Source organism: Kitasatospora sp. NPDC094028, assembly GCF_049543595.1.
Lineage (GTDB): Bacteria > Actinomycetota > Actinomycetes > Streptomycetales > Streptomycetaceae > Kitasatospora.
The window spans coordinates 19000-43994 of the sequence record NZ_JBMVFA010000042.1; the positions used below are offsets into that span (position 1 = coordinate 19000).

At 73.8% G+C, this 24995-nt stretch carries 23 protein-coding genes and 1 tRNA gene; 8 read left to right on the forward strand and 16 right to left on the reverse strand.

From position 1 onward, the window contains the following. Positions 1-670 precede the first annotated feature (670 nt). The 3 genes from ACPC54_RS36970 to ACPC54_RS36980 all read left to right on the forward strand — a co-directional run bounded on the left by ACPC54_RS36970 (position 671) and on the right by ACPC54_RS36980 (position 2495). Positions 671-868 (forward strand): hypothetical protein, encoded by a 198-nt coding sequence (locus tag ACPC54_RS36970; RefSeq protein WP_498971218.1) that lies wholly within the window; start codon positions 671-673, stop codon positions 866-868. 168 nt (positions 869-1036) lie between these two features. Beyond that, complete coding sequence (locus ACPC54_RS36975) at positions 1037-1234, forward strand: helix-turn-helix transcriptional regulator (RefSeq protein WP_498971290.1); 198 nt, start codon at positions 1037-1039, stop codon at positions 1232-1234. A gap of 58 nt (positions 1235-1292) precedes the next feature. Next, entirely contained in the window at positions 1293-2495 is a 1203-nt protein-coding gene (locus ACPC54_RS36980) for a site-specific integrase (RefSeq protein WP_498971220.1), read from the forward strand. Between the two features lie 116 nt (positions 2496-2611). Here the strand turns inward: ACPC54_RS36980 and ACPC54_RS36985 are convergent. From ACPC54_RS36985 to ACPC54_RS37020, 8 genes are all read right to left on the reverse strand, one after another. After that, positions 2612-2685: transfer RNA gene (locus ACPC54_RS36985), tRNA-Pro, on the reverse strand. 156 nt (positions 2686-2841) lie between these two features. After that, complete coding sequence (locus ACPC54_RS36990; RefSeq protein WP_498971222.1) at positions 2842-4185, reverse strand: MFS transporter; 1344 nt, start codon at positions 4183-4185, stop codon at positions 2842-2844. Positions 4186-4297: 112 nt separating this feature from the next. After that, positions 4298-5080, reverse strand: a complete 783-nt coding sequence (locus tag ACPC54_RS36995) for a DUF1684 domain-containing protein (protein ID WP_498971224.1) — start codon at positions 5078-5080, stop codon at positions 4298-4300. Between the two features lie 48 nt (positions 5081-5128). Then, a complete protein-coding gene (locus ACPC54_RS37000) occupies positions 5129-5356 on the reverse strand; it encodes a hypothetical protein (RefSeq protein WP_498971226.1) in 228 nt (75 codons plus the stop codon). Further along, positions 5353-6213 carry an acyl-CoA thioesterase gene (locus ACPC54_RS37005; RefSeq protein ID WP_498971227.1) on the reverse strand — a complete coding sequence of 287 codons (861 nt, stop codon included), beginning with the start codon at positions 6211-6213 and terminating at the stop codon, positions 5353-5355. The genes ACPC54_RS37000 and ACPC54_RS37005 overlap by 4 nt, the downstream gene beginning before the upstream one ends. A 177-nt stretch (positions 6214-6390) precedes the next feature. Further along, a complete protein-coding gene (locus ACPC54_RS37010) occupies positions 6391-7098 on the reverse strand; it encodes an alpha-ketoglutarate-dependent dioxygenase AlkB (protein WP_498971292.1) in 708 nt (235 codons plus the stop codon). A 1-nt stretch (position 7099) separates the two neighbouring features. Further along, positions 7100-7450, reverse strand: a complete 351-nt coding sequence (locus ACPC54_RS37015; protein ID WP_498971229.1) for a transglycosylase family protein — start codon at positions 7448-7450, stop codon at positions 7100-7102. Between the two features lie 436 nt (positions 7451-7886). Further along, a complete protein-coding gene (locus ACPC54_RS37020; RefSeq protein WP_498971231.1) occupies positions 7887-8672 on the reverse strand; it encodes a transglycosylase family protein in 786 nt (261 codons plus the stop codon). 625 nt (positions 8673-9297) lie between these two features. Here ACPC54_RS37020 and ACPC54_RS37025 point away from each other — a divergent pair. Both ACPC54_RS37025 and ACPC54_RS37030 read left to right on the forward strand, forming a co-directional pair. Next, positions 9298-10164 (forward strand): DUF8842 C-terminal domain-containing protein, encoded by an 867-nt coding sequence (locus ACPC54_RS37025; protein ID WP_498971233.1) that lies wholly within the window; start codon positions 9298-9300, stop codon positions 10162-10164. Between the two features lie 231 nt (positions 10165-10395). Beyond that, positions 10396-10959, forward strand: a complete 564-nt coding sequence (locus ACPC54_RS37030; protein WP_498971235.1) for a hypothetical protein — start codon at positions 10396-10398, stop codon at positions 10957-10959. Between the two features lie 76 nt (positions 10960-11035). Here the strand turns inward: ACPC54_RS37030 and der are convergent, their stop codons facing one another. From der to ACPC54_RS37050, 4 genes are all read right to left on the reverse strand, one after another. Then, entirely contained in the window at positions 11036-12490 is a 1455-nt protein-coding gene (der, locus tag ACPC54_RS37035) for a ribosome biogenesis GTPase Der (protein WP_498971238.1), read from the reverse strand. 215 nt (positions 12491-12705) lie between these two features. Beyond that, positions 12706-13419: a (d)CMP kinase gene (gene cmk / locus ACPC54_RS37040; RefSeq protein WP_498971240.1), complete on the reverse strand. Its 714-nt coding sequence runs from the start codon at positions 13417-13419 to the stop codon at positions 12706-12708. 168 nt (positions 13420-13587) lie between these two features. Beyond that, positions 13588-14724 carry a DUF4419 domain-containing protein gene (locus ACPC54_RS37045; protein WP_498971242.1) on the reverse strand — a complete coding sequence of 379 codons (1137 nt, stop codon included), beginning with the start codon at positions 14722-14724 and terminating at the stop codon, positions 13588-13590. Between the two features lie 59 nt (positions 14725-14783). Beyond that, entirely contained in the window at positions 14784-15869 is a 1086-nt protein-coding gene (locus ACPC54_RS37050) for a prephenate dehydrogenase (protein WP_498971244.1), read from the reverse strand. 385 nt (positions 15870-16254) lie between these two features. Here ACPC54_RS37050 and ACPC54_RS37055 point away from each other — a divergent pair, with 385 nt between their 5' ends. From ACPC54_RS37055 to ACPC54_RS37065, 3 genes are all read left to right on the forward strand, one after another. Continuing rightward, positions 16255-18492 carry a DUF4139 domain-containing protein gene (locus ACPC54_RS37055; RefSeq protein WP_498971246.1) on the forward strand — a complete coding sequence of 746 codons (2238 nt, stop codon included), beginning with the start codon at positions 16255-16257 and terminating at the stop codon, positions 18490-18492. Positions 18493-18495: 3 nt separating this feature from the next. Then, a complete protein-coding gene (locus tag ACPC54_RS37060) occupies positions 18496-20070 on the forward strand; it encodes a mucoidy inhibitor MuiA family protein (RefSeq protein WP_498971248.1) in 1575 nt (524 codons plus the stop codon). An 80-nt stretch (positions 20071-20150) separates the two neighbouring features. Continuing rightward, a complete protein-coding gene (locus ACPC54_RS37065) occupies positions 20151-20513 on the forward strand; it encodes a DUF952 domain-containing protein (RefSeq protein ID WP_498971250.1) in 363 nt (120 codons plus the stop codon). Positions 20514-20607: 94 nt separating this feature from the next. On the opposite strand, the gene ACPC54_RS37070 is transcribed toward ACPC54_RS37065, so the two are convergent. From ACPC54_RS37070 to ACPC54_RS37085, 4 genes are all read right to left on the reverse strand, one after another. Continuing rightward, on the reverse strand, positions 20608-21591 hold the full coding sequence (locus ACPC54_RS37070; protein ID WP_498971252.1) for a helix-turn-helix domain-containing protein: 984 nt from the start codon (positions 21589-21591) through the stop codon (positions 20608-20610). Positions 21592-21814: 223 nt separating this feature from the next. Further along, on the reverse strand, positions 21815-23137 hold the full coding sequence (locus tag ACPC54_RS37075; protein ID WP_498971254.1) for a pseudouridine synthase: 1323 nt from the start codon (positions 23135-23137) through the stop codon (positions 21815-21817). A gap of 64 nt (positions 23138-23201) precedes the next feature. Next, on the reverse strand, positions 23202-24032 hold the full coding sequence (gene scpB, locus ACPC54_RS37080) for an SMC-Scp complex subunit ScpB (protein ID WP_498971255.1): 831 nt from the start codon (positions 24030-24032) through the stop codon (positions 23202-23204). After that, positions 24029-24904, reverse strand: a complete 876-nt coding sequence (locus ACPC54_RS37085; RefSeq protein ID WP_498971257.1) for a segregation and condensation protein A — start codon at positions 24902-24904, stop codon at positions 24029-24031. The genes scpB and ACPC54_RS37085 overlap by 4 nt, the downstream gene beginning before the upstream one ends. Positions 24905-24995 lie beyond the last annotated feature (91 nt).

The window sequence follows — 24995 nt, forward strand, 5'->3', positions numbered from 1 at the left end:
CGCTGTGCAGCAGTCGTGACCGAGTAGGGGACGTGTTCGAGCAGGTTCTGTACCCGGTCGGGTGCCGTACCGTCTCAGGCCGGTACATGAGCCGGTACACCCAGTGGAAGCAGTTGAGCGCCCTGTGGGCGATCAGTAGCTGGAAGGAACAGCCCGCTGGCCAGCGGGTTCGAGGGGTGCCAAGACGGGGGGAGTCAGCCGCCCCTCAGGGGTGCATCCCAGCTCCCTGCGGTCGACGGCGCGGCTGACTCCCCCCGTCCTCTTCGCCTGCACATATGGCTTCGCACATGACCCTTCGGGTGATGCAGGCTCCGAGGCCACCCCCAAGGGGGGACACAGTGGCTGGCTCGGCGGCTTTCCTTCCAGACCTTCCTTCCGCCGTGCCAGCAAGGAGCCCCTGACGGGGAAGAGTGGATCCGTACGGATGACCGAGTGGTGGCATTCGCGCCTGGGTTGGTTCCACGAGAGCCGGCGGGTGATGGCCTGCCGGGTTTAGCTGCTTGGGGTATGCCGCTTCCGCCGCGTCTTTCGCACGATGCCACACGGCTTCCACAGTCGCGTCAAGGCTCCCTTCGGTCCCGCTGCGGCGGCTTCGGCCCTGACGCGCCAGTGCACCGTGTGTGCGCTTTGCGTGCGCCGCGGGAAGGCGGCAGAAAGGAGGAACGCCGTTATGCAGTACACGATCACGCAGGTCTATGTTGTGTCGGCCCGCAGTCAGGTCGAGGCGACGGACGAGCTCATGCTTGCCCGGGAGCAGGGGAATGCGGGGCTGTTCCTGGTCCGCACCAGTGTCCGGGGCGAGAAGGTTTCGGTGCTACCTCGGGTGTCCTGGTGGGCACTGATTCGCCGGCAACTCGTTGGGCGATGAGTGCCACGTGCAGGAGAGGGGAGGGCGGGGAGTGGGTGTGCTTCCCGTTCTTCCCTCCGTTTTTTGCTCCATATCTGTTTATTTCGGGCATTTCTACTCAAGAAAAGCTCCCGTACCCGCGTCGTCTCAGCGGCGGTTGAGCGCTCCGTCTAGCTCCTGAGGGTGCTGATGCAACCCACACTCGATGAGATCCGGTCCTGGGCAGCGACCATCGACGTGCCCCGTGCGGCCGAGGCGCTGGGGATCTCCAAGTCCCACCTGTATGCCTTGATCAAGCGGGGACACGCGCCCTTTCGGGTCGTCCAGTTCGGCACCCGCTACCGCGTGGTGACTGCCTCGCTTGTTGCGTACCTGGAAGCCATCTAGCGCTTGGCCAGGTTCTCGTTTCTCCCAGGGGGGATCTCGTACCACGGCAGGTGTTCCTGTGGCTGACCCCATTTATAAAGTCGTCCTTAAGGACGGAACGGTTCGCTACCGTTTTGTCATCGATGCGCCACCTGACGCGACCGGTCGGCGCCGGCAGATCCGCCGGACGTTCGACACGAAGAAGGAGGCACGCGACGAGTACGCCCGCATCCGCCACCAACGGGCAACCGGCAGCTACGTCGCCCCGTCCACGATGACCGTTGACGAGCTCCTGGATATCTGGCTCGCGAACGCGACCCGAGACGTCGAGGAAGCGACCGCCACCAACTACGACAACGCCATCCGTCCCGTGCGCCTGTTCCTTGGGCAGAAGCGACTCCAACAGCTCACCGAGGAGGATGTTGAGGCCCTGGTCGACTGGATGGCAACCAAAGGTCGTCAGCGTGGTGGGAAGGTGGGCTCAGGATTGGGGCTTCGCTCAATCCGCCTCACCCTCGGCCGATTTCGCTCAGCCCTCACCTTGGCTGTTCGCCGCGGCTGGGTAACCCGCAACGTCGCCCAGTACGTGACCATCTCCCGTGAGGTGAAGCAGCAGGCAAAGGCTGTGACCCCCACCGAGCGGCCGTGGGACGAGACGGAGGTCCGCGCGTTCATCAAGGCCATCCAGGAGGACCATCTCTGCGGAGGCATGATGCTCTCCTTGATCGCCGAGCGGCCGGCCGAGGTGTGTGGGGCCCGGTGGGCTGAGGATGTTCGGCTTGGTGAGGATGGCGGGACGATTGCCACGGGGAACACCCGCACCATCGTCTATGACCGGACGCAGGAGCGGGGACAGCGCAACAAAGTCGTTGAGAAAGGACCCAAGTCAGAAGCTGGAGACCGAGTGCTTCCGCTGCCTGAACCCGTCTACCGGGCGCTGCTGCGCATGCACGCCCAGCAGGCCAAAGAGAAGCTCGCTGCCGGCCCGGCCTACAACGACAGCGGCTACGTCGTGGTGGACGAACTGGGGAACCCGCTCAAGACGGACAAGCTCCGGCGCGAGGCCTACCGGCTCATGAAGCTGGCCGGAGTACGGCAGGTGCGCCTCTACCTCGCGCGCCACGCTGTCCTGTCCTGGATGGCGAACAACGGGGTACCTGACACCGTGGTCTCCGCCTGGGCCGGGCACACGGACTTGTCCTTCACCAAGCGGGTGTACGTGCACCCCGACCCGCAGAGTCTCAAGGCCGGTTCGGACAAGCTCGGACAGTTGCTCGCCTGAGGAGCGGAAGGGGATTGTGACAAAATGTGACACGCTGTCCGAACGCAACAGCAGAAGCCCCGACTCACCGAAGTGAGCCAGGGCTTCTGACCTGCGACTATGGAGTTGAACTCCAGTCGGGACGACAGGATTTGAACCTGCGACCCCTTGACCCCCAGTCAAGTGCGCTACCAAGCTGCGCCACGTCCCGTGGTCTCGGTGCCCGGTAGCGGGGCCTGGGGGGCTCTGCTGTGGGCTTCTCGACCTTGTCTCCGGGCTGTCCCGGCGACATGGAAAACAATACAGCACGTCGGGGGGTGCTCGCTGCCAGGTTTCGGGTGAGGGGGTGGGGTGGAGGAGGGGTGGGTCAGGGGGTCGGGTGGCGGGCGTCGTAGGTGAGGAAGGCGGGGCGGCGGGCGGCGAGGAGGAGGACGGCGGCGACGCAGGCGAGGCCGCCGGTGATGACGGAGGTGGCGGGGTTGGTGAGGGAGGCGACGGCGCCGGATTCGAAGTCGCCGAGGCGGGGGCCGCCGGCGACGACGACGATGAAGATGCCCTGAAGGCGGCCGCGCATCTCGTCGGGGGCGGCGACCTGCATCATCGTGTTGCGGAAGATCATGCTGACGGTGTCGGCGCAGCCGGCGACCGCGAGCAGGAGGAGGCCGAGCCAGAGGTTGTGGAGGGCGCCGAAGGCGGCGATGGCGAGGCCCCAGGCGCAGACGGCGGCGAGGACGGCGGCGCCCTGGCGGTGGATGCGGCCGACCCAGCCGGAGAAGAGGGCGCCGATCAGGGCGCCGACCGCGGGGGCGGAGACGAGCAGCCCGACGGTGCGGGCTTCGCCGCCGTAGAAGGTGACCGCGATGGCCGGGAAGAGGGCGCGCGGCATGCCGAAGATCATCGCGGCGAGGTCAGCGAGGAAGCTGGTGCGCAGGTTGGGCTGCTCGCGCAGGAAGCGCAGGCCGTCGAGGACGGAGGCCCGGCCCTTGCGGTCGCCGAGCGGGCGGAGGGCGGGCAGGCGCCACATCGCGTAGAGGGTGCCGGAGAAGGCGACGGTGTCGACGAGGTAGGCGGCCTGGCTTCCGTAGGCGCCGATGAGGACGCCGCCGAGCATGGGGCCCACGGTGAGGCCGAGGTTCATGCTGATGGTGTTCAGGGCGTTGGCGGCCGGGAGTTGGTGGCTGGGGACGAGCCTGGGGATCATCGCGGAGCGGGCGGGCGAGCTGATCGCGAAGAACGCGGCCTGGAGGGCGACGGCGGCGTAGAGGACGGCGACCTGGCCGATGTCGGCGGTGGCCTGGACGGCGAGGACGGCGGAGACGGCGGCGAGGCCGGCGGCGCCGATCAGGCCGAGCCGGCGCCGGTCGACGGTGTCGGCGATGGCTCCGCCGTAGAGGCCGAAGGCGACCAGCGGGACGAGCGAGAAGAGGCCCACCAGGCCGGTGGCGAAGGAGGAGCCGGTCAGGGCGTAGACCTGGACGGACACGGCGACGGCCGTCATCTGCTGGCCTATGGAGGACACCGCCTGGCCGAACCACACCCGGCGGTAGTCGGCGTTCTCGCGCAGCGGGCTGAGGTCGGCGAACGCCCCTCGGGCGGCCCGCCGGTACCAGGGCGGAGAGGAAGGGGAGGAAGGAGAGGAAGGGGAAGAAGGGGACGACGGGGTGGGCGGGGTGGGCGGGGAGACGGCGTCGGGAGGCTGGTTGGTCGGCACAGTCGTCCATGCTGGCCCCGGCCGCTGCGCCGCCCGACACCGGGGGCGGCGCAGCGGGGCGGTAACGGCGCAGCGCCGCACTGGCTACCGCCTACCGCCTACCGCCTACCGGCTACCGGCTGAGGACCTGCCGCTCCCCCGCCTCGACCGCGAAGTCCAGCCGGTTGCCCGGCGGCGGGAACGGGCAGATGAAGTGGTCCGAGAAGGCGCACGGCGGCAGGTAGGCCCGGTTGAGGTCGAGCACGGTGTTCCCGTCCGCGTCGGGTGCGGGCAGCGTGATGAAGCGGAACCGGTAGGTGTCGGCGCCGCTGGTCGCGTCGGAGATCACCCCGCTGAGCCGGCCGCCGGCGCTGCTGACGGTGAGGGTGCGGTGCTCGCCGGCGACGGTGAACTCGATCCGCCCGGAGACGGCGAGCGGGCGTTCCCGTCCGTCCGCGTTGGGGACGACGACGGCCTGCGGCTCGCCCTCGAAGGGGGTGAAGACGGCGGGGACCGCCCATTCCGGCGCGTACGGGTAGCTGGAGATGCCCGCGAAGGCGGTCCGGCGGGGTGCGGCCGGGTCGAGGACGCGCAGGGCGATTTCACCCTCGCGTTCGATCGGGACGAGCAGCAGGTCGCCGAGGGCCGCGGTGTCGGCGGCCGGGTCGGTGTCCGGGCGCAGCAGCACCTCGCCGTCGACGGGCCGACCGCCGACCGTGATGCCGTCTGCGGCTGCCGCCCGGACCCGGACGCCTTCGCCGTCCGCCCACCAGCGGCCGGGCAGGCCGGGGACCTCACCGGGCTCCGGGGCCAGCCAGTGCGTGCCGGTGAGTGCGAGCTGGCCGTGCGGCGCACTCACCGATGCGGCCCGCTGCTCGCTCCAGTGCTTCCAGTCCTCCGCGGCTGTCGCCGTCATCGGTTCACCCTCCCGCTCAGGTTCGTGGACGGCCCGCCGCTCGGGCCGTCACCTCGGTCGATCATCTCGGTCGATCGCCCCGAACGTCGCGACCGCCCCGACACCGACCGTCCCGACGCCGAACACCGCGGCGCCGAACACCGCGGCGTCGACGACCACGACAACACCGCCGACCGCCCCGGGCCATTCCCGCCCGCCGGGGAACGACCGGGAACCGTGACGCCCGGCAACACGCCGACACACCCCGGCGACACGGTGCCGCAGCAGCTCACTCACCCACCCAGTGGCCGGAACAGCCCCTCCTGGACCACGGACACCACCAGCCGCCCCTCCCGGTCGTAGATCTGCCCGCGTGCGAGGCCGCGCGAGCCGTGGGCGATCGGGGACTCCTGCTGGTACAGCAGCCAGTCGTCCGTCCGGAACGGCCGGTGGAACCACATCGCGTGGTCCAACGAGGCCATGTCGAAGTGCCGCGTGCCCCACAGTGGTTCCACGGGCGCGCGCACGGCGTCCAGCAGGGTCATGTCGCTGGCGTAGGTGAGGGCGCAGACGTGTATCAGCGGATCGTCGGGCAGCGGGCCGTTGGTGCGCAGCCAGACGCCACTGCGGGCCTCGACGCCCTCCAACTCCTCCTTGGTCCAGCGCAGCCGGTCGACGTACCGGATGTCGAAGGGCTGGCGGCGGCTGATGAACGGGGGCAGTTCGCCGAGTCTGGAGCCGACTTCCTCCAGTGCGCTGGGCAGGTCCTCGGGGGCGGGGACGGTCGGCGCCGGGTACTGGTGCTCGATGCCGCCCTCCTCGGGGAGGTGGAAGTCGGCGGTGAGCGCGAAGATCGACCGGCCGCCCTGGATCGCGAGCACCCGCCGGGTGGTGAACGAGCGGCCGTCGCGGATCCGGTCGACCTGGTAGACGATCGGCACTCCGGGCACCCCGGGGCGCAGGAAGTAGGCGTGCAGCGAGTGGACGGGGCGCTCGCCGTCCACCGTGCGCCCTGCCGCGACCAGCGCCTGCCCGGCGACCTGGCCGCCGAACGTCCGCTGCAGCGCCTCCTCGGGGCTGCGCCCGCGGAAGATGTTCAGTTCGATCTGCTCCAGGTCGAGCAGGTCGACAAGGTCGTCGACGGGGGTACCCATGCGCGCTCCCTCTCCGGGCGACGGGGCGTTCGCACCGGCCGGCGGTGCCCGCTCCGCATCGAATTCTTCCGCTCACTCGAATTCTCCGGCGACCCGGGTCATTCCCGCTCATCGGGCCGAAGCGACCAGTTCACACGAACGTGTGAGCGGCAGTACGGGGAGTGACCGAGGCGGGCCCTACCGGTCCAGGCCCGACTGCCGCACGGTGATGTTGAGCCGCCCGATCAGCCCCAGCGCCGGGTCCGCCGTCCCCGGCAGCGTCCGGACCACCCCGTGGTACGCGAACCGGGCCGGGCCGCCGAACACCAGCAGGTCCCCGCTGCGCAGCTCCAGATCGGTCCACGGCCTGGTCCTGGTCTCGGTGTTCCCTAGCCGGAAGACGCACGAGTCGCCGAGCGACAGCGACACCACCGGCGCGTCCACCCGCTCGTCGCGGTCCTGGTGGAGGCCCATCTTCGCGCCGTGCGGGTAGTGGTTGACGATCGCGATGTCCGGCTCGTACGCCGCCGCGCCGGCGACCGGTGCGCCGGCAGCCCCCGTGCCCCGGCCGTCCCCGTACGCCGCGGCGACGGCCCGGCGGGCGAGCCGGCCGAGCTCCGGCGGGAACGGCTTGACCGGTGCGCCGTCCTCGGCGAGCCGCCGGTAGCCGTACGGGTACCAGTGCAGGCCGAGGCTCACCATCCGGACCGACATCACGCCGCCGGTGGGCATCCGCACCTCGTGCAGGCCGGCCGGCGGGCGGGCCCACTCCCGGCAGGCCGCGACCAGGCGCAGCTGCGCGTCGAGGTCCAGCCAGCCGGGGAGCAGCACGGCCCCGGGGGCGGGCTCGCAGCGCCCGCCCCGCTCACCGGACCCGCCCGCGGGACCCGCCGGATCGCCGAACAGCTCACCCTGAATCACCCCACCATCCTCCTGCACCGCCCTCGCCCCGGGCGGCCGACCACTGCTCGTGCGAACTCCCGGCGCCGCCCTTCGGCCCGCCGATCAGCCCCAGCTCCCGCGCACAGCCCGACCAGGCCTCCCACCCCTCCCGCCGGAGGATCTCCTCGGCGACGGTGGTCTGCTCCCGCCGGCTCGCGTGGTCCGGCCGGTCGGCGTAGCGCAGGCCACCGGCGTCGGCCCAGGTGGGCGGCCAGATCTGCAGACCGCCGTAGTATCCGTTGCCGGTGTCGGCCCGCCAGTCGCCGCCGCTCTCGCAGTCGGCGAGTTCGTCCCACACCATGTCCGCGACGCGCACCGCCGCACCGGCCCGGCCGCCCCCGGGACCTCCGGCGCCGCCCGAGACCACGGCCGCCACCACCGCCACCGCGACGCTCAGCCGCAGCGCCGCCCGACCTGCCCGCCCGTCCGGGCGCCCGTCCGGGCGCCGATCACCGAACCACCCACCATGCCGATCATCGGATCGTGCGTCATGCGAATGCAGCATGGCGCCCGACCCTAGGCACCGCCGCCGCGCCGCCACCGCACCACCACCCCGACACACCGGACACGCCGAAGGCCGCTCCCCCACACGGAGGAGCGGCCTTCGAGGTCACGCGCTCGGCGACGAGCCCGCACCGGCACCCGAACTCGCACTCGGCTGCGCAAGCGCACCGGCTCAAGCCCAGCTGATCAGGCACGCAGGCTCAAGCCCAGACGCTCAAGCCCAGACGCTCAAGCCCAGAGGCTCAAGCTCAGATGCTCAGGACCTGGCCCGGGAAGATCAGGTCGGGGTTGCCGCCGACGACCTTGGCGTTGTTCTTGTACAGGTCGTGCCAGTCCAGGCCCTGCGCGGCAGCGATGGAGCTCAGGGTGTCACCGGACTTGACGGTGTAGTCGCCCTTGGCCGGCTGGGCCGGCTGAGCGGGCTTGGCGTCGTTCGAGCCGGTCCAGGACTGGGCGCCCTTGGCGGCGTCCTGCTTCGGCGCGGCGTCCTGCTTCGGGGCGGACTTCGGCGCGATGTCGGCCTTCGGCGCGGCGGCGGCCTTCGGGGTGGCGGTCTTCGGCGCCGGGGTCTGCGCCGGCTTGGCAGCGGACGAACCGGCGGCCGAACCGGCCGAGGTGTCGACGGCGGCCGGGGCGCCGCCCTGGGTCAGGCCGGCCTTGACGGAGCAGACGGGCCAGGCGCCTGGGCCCTGCGAGGCGAGGACCTTCTCCGCGACGGCGATCTGCTGCGCCTTGGTGGCCTGGTTGGCCTGCGCGGCGTACGCGGTGCCACCGTAGGCGGCCCAGGTGCTGGAGGTGAACTGCAGCCCACCGTAGAAGCCGTTGCCGGTGTTGATCGACCAGTTGCCGCCGCTCTCGCACTGGGCGACGGCGTCCCAGGTGGAGACGGAGGCGGCGGAGGCCGAGGTGGCCGTGACGAGGCCGGCCACCGGCAGGGCCGCGACGGCGGCACCCGCGACGACCGCCATCCGCACGCGGTTGCGCTTGGTGACGGTGGAGGTGGTGGCAGCGGCGTTCTCGTTACGGAAGGTCATGAGGTTCCTCTCGACAGCCCCGGGCGGGCAGGCGGAACCAAGCCCTGGAGAGGGCCGCGTTCGCTTGCCGCGTCCGTGGGGCGGCCGTGCACGTGTCGGACGTGCCGCTGCCGCCCCGGCCACCCAGCCACTCGCCGGCGACCTGTTCGAGCGATCGCGTCGGCGGGCACCTGCCGCGCCCGGCGGGCCGGGGGGCTGTGCGTCGGGGGTGAGCCCGGGTGGCGCTCGTTGCGCCGCTGAAGAAGCTACGAGCCGGTCGGCGGGGATTCCAAAACCTCGGCTGTCTGCCCAGCTCAGCAAGGGGTTACCGGCCGTAACAACCTGCCATTCATGCCTGAAATGTCCGATTTAACCGTCGATTCCTAGATCAAACATCGGGACACCGTGACCCACCTCACGGTTTCATTCCGGCAGTCTCGCCACCGACATCGACAGATTGCGACCACGAGAACACCCCGCGCGATCGGATCGCGGGCAATTCCCGTCGACCTCGACCGGCACCCGTGACGCCTGACACAGGGGCCCGTTGGGCATGGCGACCTCCCCTCAACCGCCCCCGAAGCCCACCCGCACCCATCCGCACTCACCCGCACCCACCCATCCGCACCCACCCCGAGGAGACCCAGTGCCGCGCATGCTCGACGTCAGCGACGAGGTCCGGTCCGAGATCGGCGACGACGAGGCCGACCGCCTCCTCGCCGGCGACCGCGCCCCCGCCAGCTACGAGTGCACCTCCTGCCGCACCCCTGGCGACACCGACATCGAGGCCACCAGCACGGTGCTCTTCGTCGCCGACGAGACCGCGGTGCTCGCCTTCGCCCACGCCCGCTGCATCCCCTCCCAGGTGGTGCCGGTGTCCGAGGAGCAGCTGGCCGGCGCCGTCCGCAGCATCAGCCAGGCCCAGACCGGCGCGCCCGGCCTCGGTTCGCCGGGCACCCCCACCGTCCCCGCCGCCCACACCGCCCCCGGCTCCCCCGCCGGTGCCGCCCCGGACCCGGGCGCCCAGCCGAGCGCCCCCGGCCAGGCCGCCATCCTCGGCATCACCTGCGGGCTCGTCCTGCACGACAAGGTCGGGCACGCCTCGCTGGTGGTCGAGCCCACCGGCCCGGTCGGCCGCCCCGGCAGCACCTCCGGCGAGGACGAGTTCCTCGACCTGCTCCAGGACGCCGGCTTCCAGCCCGTCAGCGACCTCAACGAGACCCCGGACCACCTGGCCGGCTGGTCGGTGCTGGTCGCGATGGGCAAGCTGCACGCGATCCTGCAGCCCGCCGCGGCCGGCGGCAGCACCGGCTGGTGGCAGGCGCACCAGCCGCTCCAGGTCACCGAGGCGTGGCGGATGGCCGCCAGCCAGCTCTCCGAGGTGACCATGTACGCCGTCCCGGCCGGCATGGTCGGCCGCCAGCCGCGCGAGGACCTGCTGCGCCAGGCGCTGGAGCGCGCGGTGTCGCTGGGCCAGGTCGTCGCCGCCTCGCTGCCGCTCGCCGGGACCTGAGCCGTACCCGGCGGAGCCGTCCACCGGACGGAGCCGCCCGCCCGGGCACCGCGAGCCGGCACCACCCCGCCGCGAGGCGGCCGCCGCCGATCGATCCAGGCGGCCGCCCCCGCCCCGCGGTGGCCGCGCCCGCATCCCCCCGCCCCCTCACTCGTTGGCCCCTACGTGTACAGCTACGACGTCGCCGCGTCCCCCGGACGGTCCGCCACCGGACACCTCTCAATCCCGGGCATGCGCCCGTCGTACGACGCGGAGCACCCGTACGTGACGACCCAGACCGCCTCCACCACCCCGATCTACGACGAGCTGTACTCCGAGTACCGGCGGCTGTTCCGTGCCCTGCCCGGCGACCGCACCGGCGAGGAGGACCTCGGCTTCACCGCCTTCGCCATCCGCGACGGCCACCCGCTGTCGGGCGGAGCGTTCCCGTACCCGCCGCCCCAGCACCAGCAGCTCCACCAGCAGCACCAGCAGCAGGCCTTCCACACCTACGGCGGCCCGGGCCAAGGCGCCCACGGCGCACCGGCCGCACCGCCGTCGCCGCAGTTCACCAACGGCCAGGGCTGGGTCGCCACCGGCTACCTCGGCGTCCTCCCCAACCCGACGCCGAACGCGACGCCGAACGCGACCCCGCACCCGACCCCGCACCCGGTGCCGCACATGGTGCCCGCCCCGCCCCCGCCGCCGTCCCCCGTCCTGGGCACGGTCACCGGCCCGGTCGCCGCCCAGCCCGCCGGCGGCCGCCACCGCCAGATGCTCTCCCTCCCCCCGGGCCGCGCCGTCGACCACCACTGACCCGACCGGGCAAGCAGAAGGGCCCCGCCGCCACCGCGACGAGGCCCCTCGGCCACACCTACCGCTTCACCTACTACTACTTCTTCTTGCGCTTCTCGCGGACCCGCACCGAGATCGAGATCGGCGTCCCGACGAAGCCGAACTCCTCACGCAGCCGGCGCTCGATGAAGCGCCGGTAACCGGCCTCCAGGAAGCCCGAGGCGAACAGCACGAAGCGCGGCGGACGGGTGCCCGCCTGGGTGCCGAACAGGATGCGCGGCTGCTTGCCACCGCGGATCGGGTGCGGGTGAGCGGCCACCAGCTCACCGAGGAAGGCGTTCAGGCGCGCGGTCGGGATGCGGGTCTCCCAGCCCTCCAGCGCGGTCTCGATCGCCGGGACGAGCTTCTCCATGTGCCGGCCGGTCTTGGCCGAGACGTTGACGCGCGGGGCCCACTGCACCTGGACGAGGTCGCGCTCGATCTCGCGCTCCAGGTAGTAGCGGCGCTCCTCGTCGAGCTGGTCCCACTTGTTGTAGGCGATGACGACGGCGCGCCCGGCCTCGACGGCCATCGAGATGATCCGGGTGTCCTGCTCGGCCAGGGTCTCGCTGGCGTCGATCAGGACGACCGCGACCTCGGCCTTATCCAGCGCGGCGGAGGTGCGCAGCGAGGCGTAGAAGTCGGCCCCGGCAGTCAGGTGGACGCGGCGGCGGATGCCGGCCGTGTCGACGAACTTCCAGGTCTTGCCGCCGAGTTCGATCATCTCGTCGACCGGGTCACGGGTGGTGCCGGCCAGCTCGTTGACGACGACGCGCTCCTCGCCGGCGACCTTGTTGAGCAGGCTGGACTTGCCGACGTTCGGCCGGCCGATCAGCGCGATGCGGCGCGGGCCGCCGGGGGCGGCGTCGCCGAAGGTCTGCGGCGGGGCCTCGGGCAGCGCGTCCATGACGGCGTCGAGCAGGTCGCCGGAGCCGCGGCCGTGCAGGGCGGAGACGGGGTACGGCTCGCCGAGGCCCAGCGACCACAGGTAGGCGGCCTCGGCCTCGGTGGACGGGCCGTCGACCTTGTTGGCGCACAGGACGGTCGGCTTGCCGGCCCGGCGGATGAGCTTGATCAGGGCCTCGTCGGTGTCGGTGGCGCCGACCGTGGCGTCCACGACGAACATCACCGCGTCGGCCTGCTCGATGCCCAGCTCGGCCTGGGCGGCGACCATGGCGTCGATGCCCAGGACGTCGATCTCCCAGCCACCGGTGTCGACCACCTTGAAGCGGCGGCCGTTCCAGCTGGCCTCGTAGGTGACCCGGTCGCGGGTGACGCCCGGCTTGTCCTCGACGACGGCCTCGCGGCGGCCGATGATGCGGTTCACCAGGGTCGACTTGCCGACGTTCGGGCGGCCGACGACGGCCAGCACGGGCAGCCGGACGTGCTCCTCGCCGTCCACGGCGTCGTAGCCGTCGACGTCGAAGCCCTCCTCGGCGGCGAGGGCCATGAACTCGGCGTAGTCTGCGGCGTCCAGCCCACCGTGGTCGGTGGCGGAGTGCTCTGCGGTCATGTTCGTCTGTTCCGTTTCCCGGCCCGGCCCTTCCCAGGGGCGCGCCGTGCGTACCCGCCCCACCAGGGGCAGCGCGATGGTTTCGTCCGCGGCGCCTCGGCGGCCCGCGGTTCATTCGATGGCCGGATGACCGGATGGTCAGACGGCCGGATGGTCGGATGACCAGGTACCCCGATACCCGGATGACCAGGTACCCGGATGACCGGACGGTCGGGTCAGACCGACGACAGCCCGGCCCGCTCCTCCACCAGCGCGGCGATCCGGTCGATCACCTGCTCCAGCGTGAGGTCGCTGGTGTCCACCAGCACGGCGTCCGCGGCCTGCGCCAGCGGGGCCGTCTCCCGGGAGGAGTCGGCGGCGTCCCGGCGGGCGAGGTCGGCGGCCATCGCGGTGATGGTCGCCTCGTCGACGCCCTTGGCGCGCAGCTCGGCGGCCCGGCGCTCGGCCCGGGCCCGCTCGGAGGCGGTCAGGAAGACCTTGACGGTGGCGTCCGGGAACACCACCGTGCCCATGTCCCGGCCCTCGGCGACGATGCCGCGCTCGGCGACCTCGGCGCAGCCGCGCTGCAGCTCCACCAGCCGGGACCGGACGGCCGGCACCGCGGCGACGGCGCTGACCTTCGCGGTCACCTCGGGGCCACGGATCGGGCCGGAGACGTCCTGGCCGTCCACCGTGATGGTGGGGCCGTCCGCGTCCGTGCCGGACACGATCACCGGCTTGCCGCACGCGACGGCCACCGCCTCGGCGTCCTCGACGTCGACCTCGTTGGCGAGCATCCACCAGGTCATCGCCCGGTACATGGCGCCGGTGTCCAGGAAGCTCAGGCCCAGCCGGGCGGCGACCGCCCGCGAGACGGTCGACTTGCCGGAGCCGGAGGGTCCGTCGATGGCGACGACGACCGGGGCGTGCGCTCGGTCGGCAGTGTCCACGGCGCGAACCTCTCTCTGAGCACGGAAACCGGACGCCTGCGAGGGCGGACGGCCGGGGATTGTCTCCCTCAAGGTTAATGGACCGCCGCCGACTCCCGATCCCGCCCGGTCACCCGCACCAACCTCGCCCCGGCCATCGACCTTCGCCGAGCGGTACATCAACGATCCTCACCGGTCCCCCGTCGACCCCGTCTCCAGCACCGCGTGCCCCAGCCGGGGCCGCAGGAAGTCACCGTCCCGCTCGACACCGAGCACCCCGGCCACGAAGGCCATCGGCCGCTCGGTGCCGAGGCAGTCCCAGTCGAAGGGCACCACCGAGAGGTGCGAGGGGAAGTCGTTCACCTCGAAGGCGTCCCGGTGGTAGTCGCTGCCCGCCGCCGCCCGCCAGTCGAAGGAACTGCGCAGCCGCGGCCCGTCCGGGGTCTGGGTGTGGGCGAAGAAGGCGGTGAGCCAGCCGGTGACCCGCGGCCCGCCGGACAGCGAGCGCCACTTGTACAGCGAGCGCCAGAACCACTCGTCCACCGGCCCGCCGGCCGCCGTCGCCGCGATCTCGACGACCACCGGCCGCAGCCCGGCGAACCACGGCGCGAGCCAGTCGAAGTGCCCGGCCAGCTCGTCGACCCGCCGGGCGAGCAGTGCCCAGTCCTCGGCGGTGCCCTCCAGTCGGACGCGCGGGATCCCGCAGCGGGTCTCCCAGCGGAAGGCGTAGTACGGGCTGACGGCGCCCATCAGCGCGACCAGCGCCGAGGCCTCGTCCGCCGGGGTCGTGGTGGAGAAGCCGGGCCGGAACAGCTCGGCGACCTCCTCGCCGACCGCCGCCGCCAGCGGCTCCCGCACCAGCCGGATCGAGGCCGCCCAGTCCGGGTCCGGGCCGGCCAGGCCGTCGTCCCGGACGGTGATCAAGGCCTGCCCGCCCGGGCCGGCCCCGAACAGCGCCCGGTAGCGCGGTGCGTACATCCGCACGTGCACCGCGACCTCGTGCACCACCGCGTACCAGAGCACGTCCGGTGACAGGCTGAGCGGCACGTGCTCGGCGAAGGCGGTGTGCGCCGCGCGCAGCAGCAGGCTCCAGAGCGGCTCCGGCTCCGGCTCCGACTCCCCGAAGCCCGGGGACTCCGAGGACTCCGAGGACTCCGAGGACTCCGGCTCCCGCCGCGGCGGCTCGACCATCGCCCGCACACTGCGGTGGTGGATCCGGACGTCCGGGCCCGCCACCGCCCGCAGGAACCGCTCGTTCCCGAGGTCCACCGGCTCTCCGGCGGACCCGTGCCGGGCCTCCGGGCCCAGCGGCAACTCGATGATCATCCCGCCCCCAACCGCACCCGCCCGACCACCGGATCAGCCATCCCCCCCCCCGGCGGACGTCAGTCCCGCACGCTCCACCCGCCCGCTCGCAGCGCCGTCGTCAGCGGCGCGACCGCCCCGGGCGCCACCGACAGCTGCACGAACCCGACCTGCTGGCCGGTCGAGTGCTCGATGGCGACGTCCTCGATGTTGACCCCGGCCGCGCCGACCTCGCCGAACAGCCGGCCCAGCTCGCCCGGCTGGTCGCCGAGCACGACCGCGACGGTCTCGTACCGGGTGTGCGGCGAGCCGTGCTTGCCGGGGATGCGGGACTGGCCGTTGTTGCCGCGCCGCATGACCGCCTCGATCCCGGCCGCGCCGGCCCGGCGCTCGCCCTCCGGGGCGGCGTCCAGGGCGCGCAGCGCGGTGACGGTCTCGCCGAGGTCGGCGGCGACCTCCTCCAGGACGTCGGCGACGGCGCCCGCGTTGGCGGACAGGATGTCGACCCACATCCCGGGGTTGGAGGCGGCGATCCTGGTGACGTCCCGGACGCCCTGGCCGGAGAGCCTTATGGCCGTCTCGTCGGCGTGCTCCAGCCGCGCGGCGACCAGCGAGGACACCAGCTGCGGCGCGTGCGAGACCAGGGCGACGGCCCGGTCGTGCTCGGCGGCGTCCATCACGATCGGCATCGCGCCGCAGAGCGCGACGAGCTCCAGGGCGGCGTTGAGCGTCTCGGTGTCGGTGTCCGTGGTCGGGGTGAGCACCCAGGGGCGGCCCTCGAACAGGTCGGCGCGCGCGGCCAGCGGGCCGGAGCGCTCGCGGCCGGCCATCGGGTGGCTGCCGATGTAGTGCGTGGTGTCGCAGCCGAGCGCGAGGACCTCGCTGCGCGGGCCGGCCTTCACGCTGGCCACGTCGGTGTACCAGCGGGCCAGGTCGCGGCGCTGGCAGTCGGCGAGCACCTTGCCGACCAGGGCCGGCGGGACGGCGATGATCGCCAGGTCGACGGGGCCGTCGGCCGGCTCGGTGGTGCCCGCGCCGAGCGAGGACGCGGTGCGCGCGGCGTCCGGGTCGGCGTCCTCCAGGTGGACGGTCAGCCCGCGCGCCGCCAGTGCGAGTGCGGCGGAGGTGCCGATCAGTCCGGTGCCGACGACGACTGCTGTGCGCATGGCGGGTCGCTCTCCTCATCAGGCCGCAACGGGTGCTCGGCGGGCGCCGGGGGCCGGCCGAGGTCTTCCGGGCCCCATCCTCTCGCATCCGTCCCGCCCCGACGTCCACGCCCTCACCGACACCGCCGGGCCGCCGCGTCGCCACACCGCCACCCGCCGCACCACCGCACAGCCCCGCCCCCGCACGGCCACACCCCCGCCCCCGCGCCGGCAACCACCGCGCCCCCACCCCCGTCCCACACAGTGCACACGCCGCGCCCGGGAAATCCGGCGACGCCCGCCCCGGAGCGGGGCACACTGGCCGCCCGGGGACGGCGCGCGGCGGCCCGCGGGGCGCGGCACACCGACCGCCGCCCGGCGGCCAGGCGAACGAGAGGGGTTGCGCATGGATGATCAGGTGGACGATCAGCGGATCGGCGAGGCCGCGCCGCCGGAGGTACCGGCGCACCGGTCCGTCCTGGACTCCGTCGTGGTGTACGCCGAGGGCGCGGTGTGCCGCCGCCGGGCCGTCGTGCCCGTCCCCCCGGACGGGCGGCTGCGACTGACCGGCCTGCCCGACTCCCTGGACGGCCGGACGCTGCGCGCCCGGGTGCTCGCCGGCCCGGCCGGCGCGGCCGTCGCCGAGGCCCGCCTGGACTTCCTCCCCGAGCTCCACGACACCGCCGAACTCCCCGCCCTGCAGCGCGAGTTCGACGAGGCCGCCGAGCGCTGCAGCGCGCTCGCCGAGCGCCGCCGGCTGGTCCTGACCGCGATCGACGAGACCGCCGCCCTGCGCGCCGTCCCTCCGCAGCGCCGGGCGGACGAGCCGCTGCGCCGCACTCCGGCCGAGGCCTGGCTGGAGCTGGCCGAGTTCGTCGACGAGCGACTGTCCGGGCTCCAGCAGCGCGCCGAGGAGCTCACCCGAGAGAGCGAACTCGCCGAACACGAGCGCCAGTTGGCTGCCGACAGACTGGAGCGCGCCTCCACCGCCGAGCACACCCGAGCGGTCGGCACGGACGCCACCGTGCTGATCACCCTCACCGGCACCACCCCCGTACCCGCACCCGACGCCGCCACCACCACAGCCCCCGACCGGGAACTCGAACTGGAACTGGAGTACGGCGTCCCGGCCGCCCGCTGGGTACCCGCCTACCGGCTGAGCTACCGCACCGGCGACGACACCGGCCGCCTGGTCCTGCGCGCCTGCCTCGCCCAGCAGACCGGCGAGGACTGGACCGGCGTCCGGCTCGCCCTGTCCACCGCCGACCTGGACCGCCGCACCGACCTGCCCCGGCTCAACTCGCTGCGGATCGGCCGCAGCCAGCCCGCCCCGCCGCCCTCCGGCTGGCGCGAGCCCCCGGCCGGCCTGTCCGACCTCTTCGCCGGCTACGACGCCGAGGCCCGCGGCCCGCGGCGCCGCCACCGGGGGCACCGGGGCGCCGGCCCCACCGGCCCCCGCCCGGCCGTCCTCGGCGGCGCCCGCCCGATGGCCCGCAGCGGCTCCCTGGCCGCCGACGAGCCGCCGCTGCCGCCGCAGTCCGCGCCCCCGGCGCCCCAGGTGTTCGGTTACGGCTCCGCGGTGCAGGCCGACGCCCTCCCCCCGGAGCCCGCCGCCCCGGCCGCGTTCGCCGGCCCGCCGGCCCCGAGCGCGCCGATCACCCCGACCACCCCGCCCTCCCCCGGCGCCCCCGCCCCGGCCTACGGAGCCCCGCCGCCCGGCATCGCCCCCGGCGCCCCGCTGGAGGCCCGCCGGGCGTACCGCCGGGACGACCACCCCGCCCCGCCCCCGCCGCCCGGCTTCGACCCGGGCGCCCTGCTGCTCGACTACCCCGACCTCGTCCTGGCCGGCCCGGACGCGCCGCACGCCGAGCGCGGCACCCTGAGCCCGCTGCCCGACCGGCTCACCCACGAGGAGTTGGCGCGGGTGACCCCGGGCGGCAGCGGCGGCGAGCACGTCCGCTACCTCACCCTCCCCCGGCACGCCGTCCCGCCCCGCGAGTCGGCCGGCTCCTTCGACCACCGCTTCGACGCGGCCGCCCCCGCCGACATCCCGTCCGACGGCACCTGGCACACCGTCACCGTGGACGAGATCCGGCTCGCGGTCACCCCGGAGTACGTCACCGTCCCGGCCGTCGAGGAGAAGGTGTACGCGACGCTGGTGCTGGCCAACCGCACCGACCGCGCCGTACTGGCGGGCCCGGTGGAGCTCACCGTGGACGACGAGTACCTGCTGACCGCCGCCCTGCCCACGCTCGCCCCGGGCGAGCTGCGCGTCCTGGGCGCCGGCGTCGCCGAGGGCGTCGAGGTGGCGCGCCGCACCGAGCTGCGCGAGTCCGCCACGGGCATGCTGAAGGGCAACAGCACCGTGCTCGACCACCGGGTGCACGTCCAGGTCGCCAACCGGCTCGGCCGCGCCGTCACCGTGGAGGTCCGCGAGCGCGTACCGGTCAGCTCCGACGCCGAGATCCGGATCGAGGAGCGGGCCGACTGGCACGCCGCGGCCGTGTCCACCCGCGAGTGCCCGCCCAGCACCCGGCTCTGGCGGGTGGAACTGCCGCCGGGCGGCCGCGTCGAGCTGGACGGCGGCTACCAGATCAAGATCCCGGCCGGAAAGGCCATCGCCGGCGGAAACCGGAGGAACTGAGAGATGACCGGAGCCACCACCCCCCTCCCCGTCACCGCCGTCACCTGTCTGGAGGACCGCAGCCAGGTCGAGCGCACGACCACGGTCGAACTCGCCGCCGGCGTCCAGCGGTTGCGGTTCGGCCCGGTGACGGCGCTGGCCGTCGACCACACCCTGCGGGCCGAGACCGCGACGCCCGGCACCCGGGTGCTGGAGGCCCGCCTGGTGCGCAGCTGGACGCCGCGCGCCCCGCTGCCGCCCGGCCCGGAGGACTCGGCGCTGCGCCACCGCCTGCACGAGCTGGAGGCGGCCTACCGGCAGGCCGACCAGACCCGCGCCCGGCTGGACGCCCGGCTGGCCCTGCTGGCCCAGCTCTGCGCCGACCTGCTGCGCGAGATCGGCGAGGGCGCCGGCGTCGGCGAGATCGAACGAACCCGCTGGGCAAGGGAGTTGGAGCGCGTCGACGCCGAGCGCGAGCGCTACGGCGAGGAGCTGCGCGCCACCCACTCCCGGCTGCGCCGGCTGGACCAGGAGCGCTCGCAGACGCTGACCGCCATCGACCTGGCCGAGGAGGAGCCGGCCGAGCTGGTCGCCCACCTGGAGCTGACGGTCGAGGCGGACGCCCCCGGCCCGGCCGAACTGACCGTCGCCCACCTGGTGCCCTGCGCGCTGTGGCGCCCCTCCTACCGCGCCACCCTCCGCGGCGGCGCCGGGGGCCCCACCGTCCACCTGGAGTCCGAGGCGGTGGTCTGGCAGCGCACCGGCGAGGACTGGACGGACGTCCGCCTCACCTTCTCCACCGCCCGCTCGGCCCTGGCCACCGACCCGCCCGCCCTCGTCGAGGACGTGCTGGTGCTGCGCGAGCGCACCGACGAGGAGCGCCGCAAGGTCGAGGTGGAGCTGCGCGAGGAGGCGGTCAACACGCTCGGCCCGGCGACCCCGAGCCCGGCGACCGCCGTCCCGGGCGTGGACGACGGCGGCGAGGTGCGGGTGCTGCCCGCACCCGCCCCGGCCACCGTCCCCCCGGACGGCCGGGCGCACCGGGTGCCGCTGGGCGGCTTCACCGCCCCGGCGAGCAGCGAGTACGCCTGCGCGCCGGAGCTGTCCCCGCTGGTCACCCAGGTGGTCCGGTTCCGCAGCACGGCCGGGCACCCGCTGCTGGCCGGCCCGGTCGAGCTGGTCCGCGGCAGCGGCTTCACCGGGCGCGGCGAGCTGCGCTTCACCGCGCCCGGCGCCGAGGCGGAGCTGTCCTTCGGCAGCTCGGACGACTACCGGGTGGTCCGCGAGGCCGAGGAGCGCCGGGCCACCACCGCGCTGTCCGGCCGGCAGACCACCACCCGCACCGTCCGGCTGCACCTGTCCCGCTTCTCCGGCCCGGAGGAGCGCGACGAGCGGGTCGTGGCGGTCCGCGAGCGGGTGCCGGTGTCCGAGGTGTCGGCGGTCGAGGTCCGGCTGCGCAAGGAGGAGTGCGTGCCCGCGCCGGACGCCTTCGACGCCGAGGGCATCGTCCGCTGGGACGTCCCGCTCGGGCCGGGCGCCCACCGCACGCTCACGCTGGTGTACGAGGTCTCCGCCGCCGCCAAGGTGGCCGGGCTCTGACCGGCCCCGCCGGGGACCACCCGGCGGGGTCCGTGACGGCCGCTCAGGAACAACGAGAACGAACCGGGTACAAAAGGAACATGATCCTCCACCTCGCCCCCCTGGACGACTGGCTGGCCGACCCCGGCCGCCCGTACGCCGCCGCCTCGCTGCTCACCGACGGGTTCATCCACTGCTCGCCGGACGAGCAGACCGCGCTCGCCGTGGCCAACGCCTTCTTCGCCGACACCCCCGACCCGCTGATGGTGCTGCTGATCGAGGAGTCGCTGGTGGAGCCGATGGTCAAGTGGGAGGCCCCGCACGGCGCCCCGCCGCCCGGGGCCACCCCCGGCGTGACCTTCCCGCACGTCTACGGCCGGCTGAACCGCTCCGCCGTGGTCGGCCTGCAGAAGGTCGAGCGCGGCCCGGACGGCCGCTGGGCCTCCCTCAGCCCCTGGAGCTGAAGCCCAGCGCCGAAACCCCGGAGCTGAACCCCCCAGAGCTGAACCCCCCAGCGCCGGAGCCCCCGACCGGGAGCCCCGGAGCCGGGCGCGCCGACTACAGCCACCCCCGCTCCCGGGCCGCCATCCCGGCCTGGAAGCGGGTGGTGGCACCGAGCGAGCGCATCAGGCTCTGCAGCCGCCGCTGGGTGGTGCGGGCGCTCCAGCCCAGCGAGCGGGCGATCGACTCGTCGGTGAGGCCGGCCGCGAGCAGGCCGAGCAGCTTGCGGTGGTCGGCCTCGGGCTCCAGCGAGGCCTCCCCGGTGCCGATCGCGGCCTGCAGCTGGACGGCCCGCTCCCACTCCGCCTCGAACAGCGTGTCCAGCGCCTGCAGCAGCGCGGAGGGGTGGATGACGTACGCGGCGTCCAGCACGCTGTCGCCGACGCTGATCGGGATGATCGCCATCCGGTCGTCCGACATGATCATCTTCATCGGCAGGCTCGGCCGCACCCGCGCCTCCTCGCCGTCCGCGACGCCGACCAGGATGTTCCGCTCCAGCCGCCCGGGCCAGGCCACCGCCTCCCGGTCGTAGACCGTCCGGACCTTCAGCCCCTCGCGCAGCCGCCGCCGCTGCAGCGGCATCGGCGCCACCGGGTCCTGGATGTACGGCGGCCGGTCGAAGCCGCGCACCTGGTACTGGCTGGTCTCGGTCATGTGCTCCAGCCGCTGGGCGATCGCCTCGCCGCCGGTCAGCACCTCCACCGAGTGCGCCGGGTCGGTGTACCGCGAGGCCTCCCGGAAGGCGTCCATCAGCCGGTGCATCTCGGCCCGGGCCTGCCGCAGCTCGGACTCCCGGTGGCCGATCAGGGTGCCGATCGCGACGTCGGGGGCGACGGGCAGGTAGCGCTGCCGGTCCACCGGCGCGCGGGTGGCCATGCCCTGCTGCGCCAGCCGGTCCAGCGCGCGCACGCTCTGCTGCAGCGTCAGGCCGCAGCCGGCCGCCAGCTCCTCCGCGGTGGACTGCGGGCTGGCCACCAGCGCCGCGTAGACCTGCCCGTCCGGCTCGGCCAGTCCCAGTGCGCTGAGCGGTGCTTCGGACACGACGCCGTCTCCCCCTGTTCGCCCCTGATCGCCCCCACCGACGACGGCGCTGGCGCAACCCCGCCACGCGGCCCGGTGGCGGCCCGGTGGCCATCCTCTGCCACGGATCACCCGCTGACAAGGCCGTGACCAGCGGTTGCGTCCCGGCTCACACACGACGCGGAGGGTCCCCCGCCACCACGGGCGGGGGACCCTCCGACGAACAACGCGTGAGGACCGGGGCCTACAGGCCGACCTCGCGCATCAGCTGGCCGACCTCCGGGTTGGTCAGGCGGCGCAGCCAGCCCGACTTCTGGTCGCCGAGCGCGATCGGCCCGAAGTGCGTGCGGACCAGCTTCTCGACCGGGAAGCCGGCCTCGGCCAGCATCCGGCGGACGATGTGCTTGCGGCCCTCGTGCAGGGTCACCTCGACGAGGTAGTTCTTGCCGACGTTGGAGACCACCTTGAAGCTGTCGGCGCGGGCGAAGCCGTCCTCCAGCTCGATGCCCTGGGCCAGCTGCTTGCCCAGGTCGCGCGGGATCGGGCCCTGGATGGCGGCCAGGTAGGTCTTGGTGACGCCGTACCGCGGGTGGGTGAGGCGGTGGGCCAGCTCGCCGTGGTTGGTGAGCAGGATGATGCCCTCGGTCTCGGTGTCCAGGCGGCCGACGTGGAACAGCCGGGTCTCCCGGTTGGTCACGTAGTCGCCGAGGCACTGGCGGCCGTCCGGGTCCTCCATGGTGGAGACCACGCCGGCCGGCTTGTTCAGCGCGAAGAACAGGTACGACTGGGTGGCGACGGTCAGGCCGTCCACCTTGATCTCGTCGTTGGCCGGGTCGACCCGCTTGCCCTGCTCGGTGACGAGCTTGCCGTTGACCTCGACGCGGCCCTGCTCGATCAGCTCCTCGCAGGCGCGACGGCTGCCCATGCCGGCCCGGGCCAGCACCTTCTGCAGGCGCTCGCCCTCGGGCTCGCCGAAGGTCTTCGGCAGCTTGACGGCCGGCTTGTCGTGCCGGGCGAGGACGGCGTCCTCGATCTTGGCCTGCAGCTCGCGGGAGCGCTGCGGCTGGCGGCGCGGGTCGCCCGGGGCGCCCTGGCCCTCGCGGCGCGGGCGCGGGGCCGGGCCGGGGCGCCGGCCGCTGAAGCCGCCGCGGGCGGGGGTGGCGTTCGGGCCGCCGCCGTACTCGGGGCGGTCGTACTTGCGCTCCTCGGGCCGCAGCGGGCGGTCCGGGTAGCGGCGGTCGTCGCGCCGGTCGTCCCGACGACGGTCGTCCCGCCCGTACGAGCCGGAGCCGCCTCCGTACGAGGAGCCACCCCGCGAGCCGCCGCCGGAGCCGCCGCCGTACGAGGAGCCGCCCCGCGAGCCGCCGCCGGAGGAGGAGGACCCGCCGCGCGAGCCCCCGTACGAGGAGCCGCCGCCCGAGCCACCGCCGTACGAACCTCCGCGCGAGCCCGAGCCGCCGCGGCCGCCGCCACTGCCGCCGTAGGAGCCGCCCCGGCCGCCCCCGCCCTGTCCGCCGCGGCCGCTGCCGCCGCCACTGCCGTTCCTGCCGTTGCCACTGCTGCGCATCAAAATGTCCGTACGTCGTTTTCCGTCTGGGCCGTGCGGTCGTCTCGGCCGACCTCACCGCCCCCTACCGATCGGGCGCAGCCCGATCGGCCTCGCCACTGCCGTCCGCGGCCTGCGCGGCAGCGGCGGCGACCGCCTCCGCGATCATCGTGCCCTCCAGGGACTCCGCTTCCACGTCGTCGACCTCGGGCAGGAAGGGTGCGAGTTCCGGCAGCTCGTCCAGGCCGCGGAGCCCCATCCGTTCCAGGAAGTAGTTCGTCGTCCGATACAGGATCGCACCTGTTTCGGGCTCGGATCCGGCCTCTTCCACCAGTCCTCGCTGTACCAGGGTACGCATCACGCCGTCACAGTTCACACCGCGGACGGCGGAAACCCGGGATCTGGACACCGGCTGCCGGTAGGCGACCACCGCCAGGGTCTCCAATGCGGCCTGGGTGAGCCGGGCCTGCTGGCCGTCCAGCAGGTAGCGGTCGACGGCCGGCGCGCAGCCCTCCCGGCTGTAGAAGCGCCAGCCGCCGGCGACCAGCCGCAGGTCGAAGCCCCGCCCCTGGGCGGTGTACTCGGCGGACAGGTCGCGCAGCGCGGCCGCCACCTCGGCCCGGGGGCACTCCAGCACGCCGGCCAGCCGTTCCTCCCCGGCGGGCTCGTCGACGACCATCAGGATCGCCTCCAGCGCGGCCCGCAGCTCCGGGTCCGCGGCCCGCGGTGCGTCGGAGGTCGGCGGGGCCGACTTCTGGTGCCCGACCCGGGCCTCGCCGCCCTCCGGAGCGTCCGCGGCGGGCGCCTCCGGCAGCAGCTCGAAGGCCGGCTCCAGCCACTCGCCGTCCCGCGGCTGCCCGGGCAGCCCGAGCGGGCGCCGCACCGGCCGCCCGCCCCCGTCGCTCGCACCGCTCATCCGCGTCCGTCCTCCTGGCTCTTCCCGGTCCCGCCCGCCGGGCCGTCGAACTCGTCCGTCACCTCGACCGGGCCCCGGCCCGGCTCGGCGACCCAGCGCACCCGCAGCTCGCCGAGCGCCTCCGGCTGCGCGAAGTCGAGCGCCTTCTCCCGGTACAGCTCCAGCAGCGCCAGGAAGCGGGCGACCACCACCAGGGTGTCCGGCGCGTCCGCCACCAGCTGTTGGAAGGAAGCCTCGCCCAGCTCGGTCAGCAGCCGCACCACCAGCCCGGCCTGCTCGCGGACGCTGACCGGCGGGGTGTGGATGTGGTCCACGTACACCACCGGCCGCGGCCTGGGCTCCATCGCCTTGGCCGCGAGTTCGGCCAGCCGCTGCGGCCCGATGGTGAGGACGACCTCGGGCAGCAGCGCGGCGTGCCGGGGCTCCAGGGCCGCGGAGCGCGGCCGGCGCAGCAGCTCGGCGGCCCAGCGCTCGCCGAACAGCGCCGCGGCCCGCTTGTAGGCCCGGTACTGCAGCAGCCGGGCGAACAGCAGGTCCCGGGCTTCCAACAGGGCGAGGTCCGCCTCGTCCTCGACCTCGGCGACGGGCAGCAGCCGGGCGGCCTTGAGGTCGAGCAGGGTGGCGGCGACGACCAGGAACTCGGTGGCGGCGTCGAGGTCCCAGTCCGGCCCCATCGCCCGGATGTGCGCCATGAAGTCGTCCGTCACGGTGGCCAGCGCCACCTCGGTGACGTCCAGCTTGTGCTTGGCGATCAGGCTCAGCAGCAGGTCGAAGGGGCCTTCGAAGTTGTCCAGCCGCACCCGGAAGCCGCCCCGCGACGGGTCCTCGGTCGCGTTCGCGGTGCTGGCGGCTGGTTCGGTGGTGCTCGGCATGGCGGTCCATCTTCACCCGGACCGGCCACCGGCCCCGCCCCGGGGCCGCCGACACGCCGCCCGGCGGATGCCCGGCGGTTGCCCGGCGCAC

Coding starts and splice junctions, on each gene's coding strand:
- ACPC54_RS36970 (WP_498971218.1), top strand. CDS start 671: ATGCAGTACACGATCACGCAGGTCTATGTTGTGTCGGCCCGCAGTCAG.
- ACPC54_RS36975 (WP_498971290.1), top strand. CDS start 1,037: ATGCAACCCACACTCGATGAGATCCGGTCCTGGGCAGCGACCATCGAC.
- ACPC54_RS36995 (WP_498971224.1), bottom strand. CDS start 5,080: ATGACGGCGACAGCCGCGGAGGACTGGAAGCACTGGAGCGAGCAGCGG.
- ACPC54_RS37005 (WP_498971227.1), bottom strand. CDS start 6,213: ATGGGTACCCCCGTCGACGACCTTGTCGACCTGCTCGACCTGGAGCAG.
- ACPC54_RS37020 (WP_498971231.1), bottom strand. CDS start 8,672: ATGACCTTCCGTAACGAGAACGCCGCTGCCACCACCTCCACCGTCACC.
- ACPC54_RS37030 (WP_498971235.1), top strand. CDS start 10,396: ATGCGCCCGTCGTACGACGCGGAGCACCCGTACGTGACGACCCAGACC.
- der (WP_498971238.1), bottom strand. CDS start 12,490: ATGACCGCAGAGCACTCCGCCACCGACCACGGTGGGCTGGACGCCGCA.
- ACPC54_RS37045 (WP_498971242.1), bottom strand. CDS start 14,724: ATGATCATCGAGTTGCCGCTGGGCCCGGAGGCCCGGCACGGGTCCGCC.
- ACPC54_RS37050 (WP_498971244.1), bottom strand. CDS start 15,869: ATGCGCACAGCAGTCGTCGTCGGCACCGGACTGATCGGCACCTCCGCC.
- ACPC54_RS37055 (WP_498971246.1), top strand. CDS start 16,255: ATGGATGATCAGGTGGACGATCAGCGGATCGGCGAGGCCGCGCCGCCG.
- ACPC54_RS37060 (WP_498971248.1), top strand. CDS start 18,496: ATGACCGGAGCCACCACCCCCCTCCCCGTCACCGCCGTCACCTGTCTG.
- ACPC54_RS37065 (WP_498971250.1), top strand. CDS start 20,151: ATGATCCTCCACCTCGCCCCCCTGGACGACTGGCTGGCCGACCCCGGC.
- ACPC54_RS37075 (WP_498971254.1), bottom strand. CDS start 23,137: ATGCGCAGCAGTGGCAACGGCAGGAACGGCAGTGGCGGCGGCAGCGGC.
- scpB (WP_498971255.1), bottom strand. CDS start 24,032: ATGAGCGGTGCGAGCGACGGGGGCGGGCGGCCGGTGCGGCGCCCGCTC.
- ACPC54_RS37085 (WP_498971257.1), bottom strand. CDS start 24,904: ATGCCGAGCACCACCGAACCAGCCGCCAGCACCGCGAACGCGACCGAG.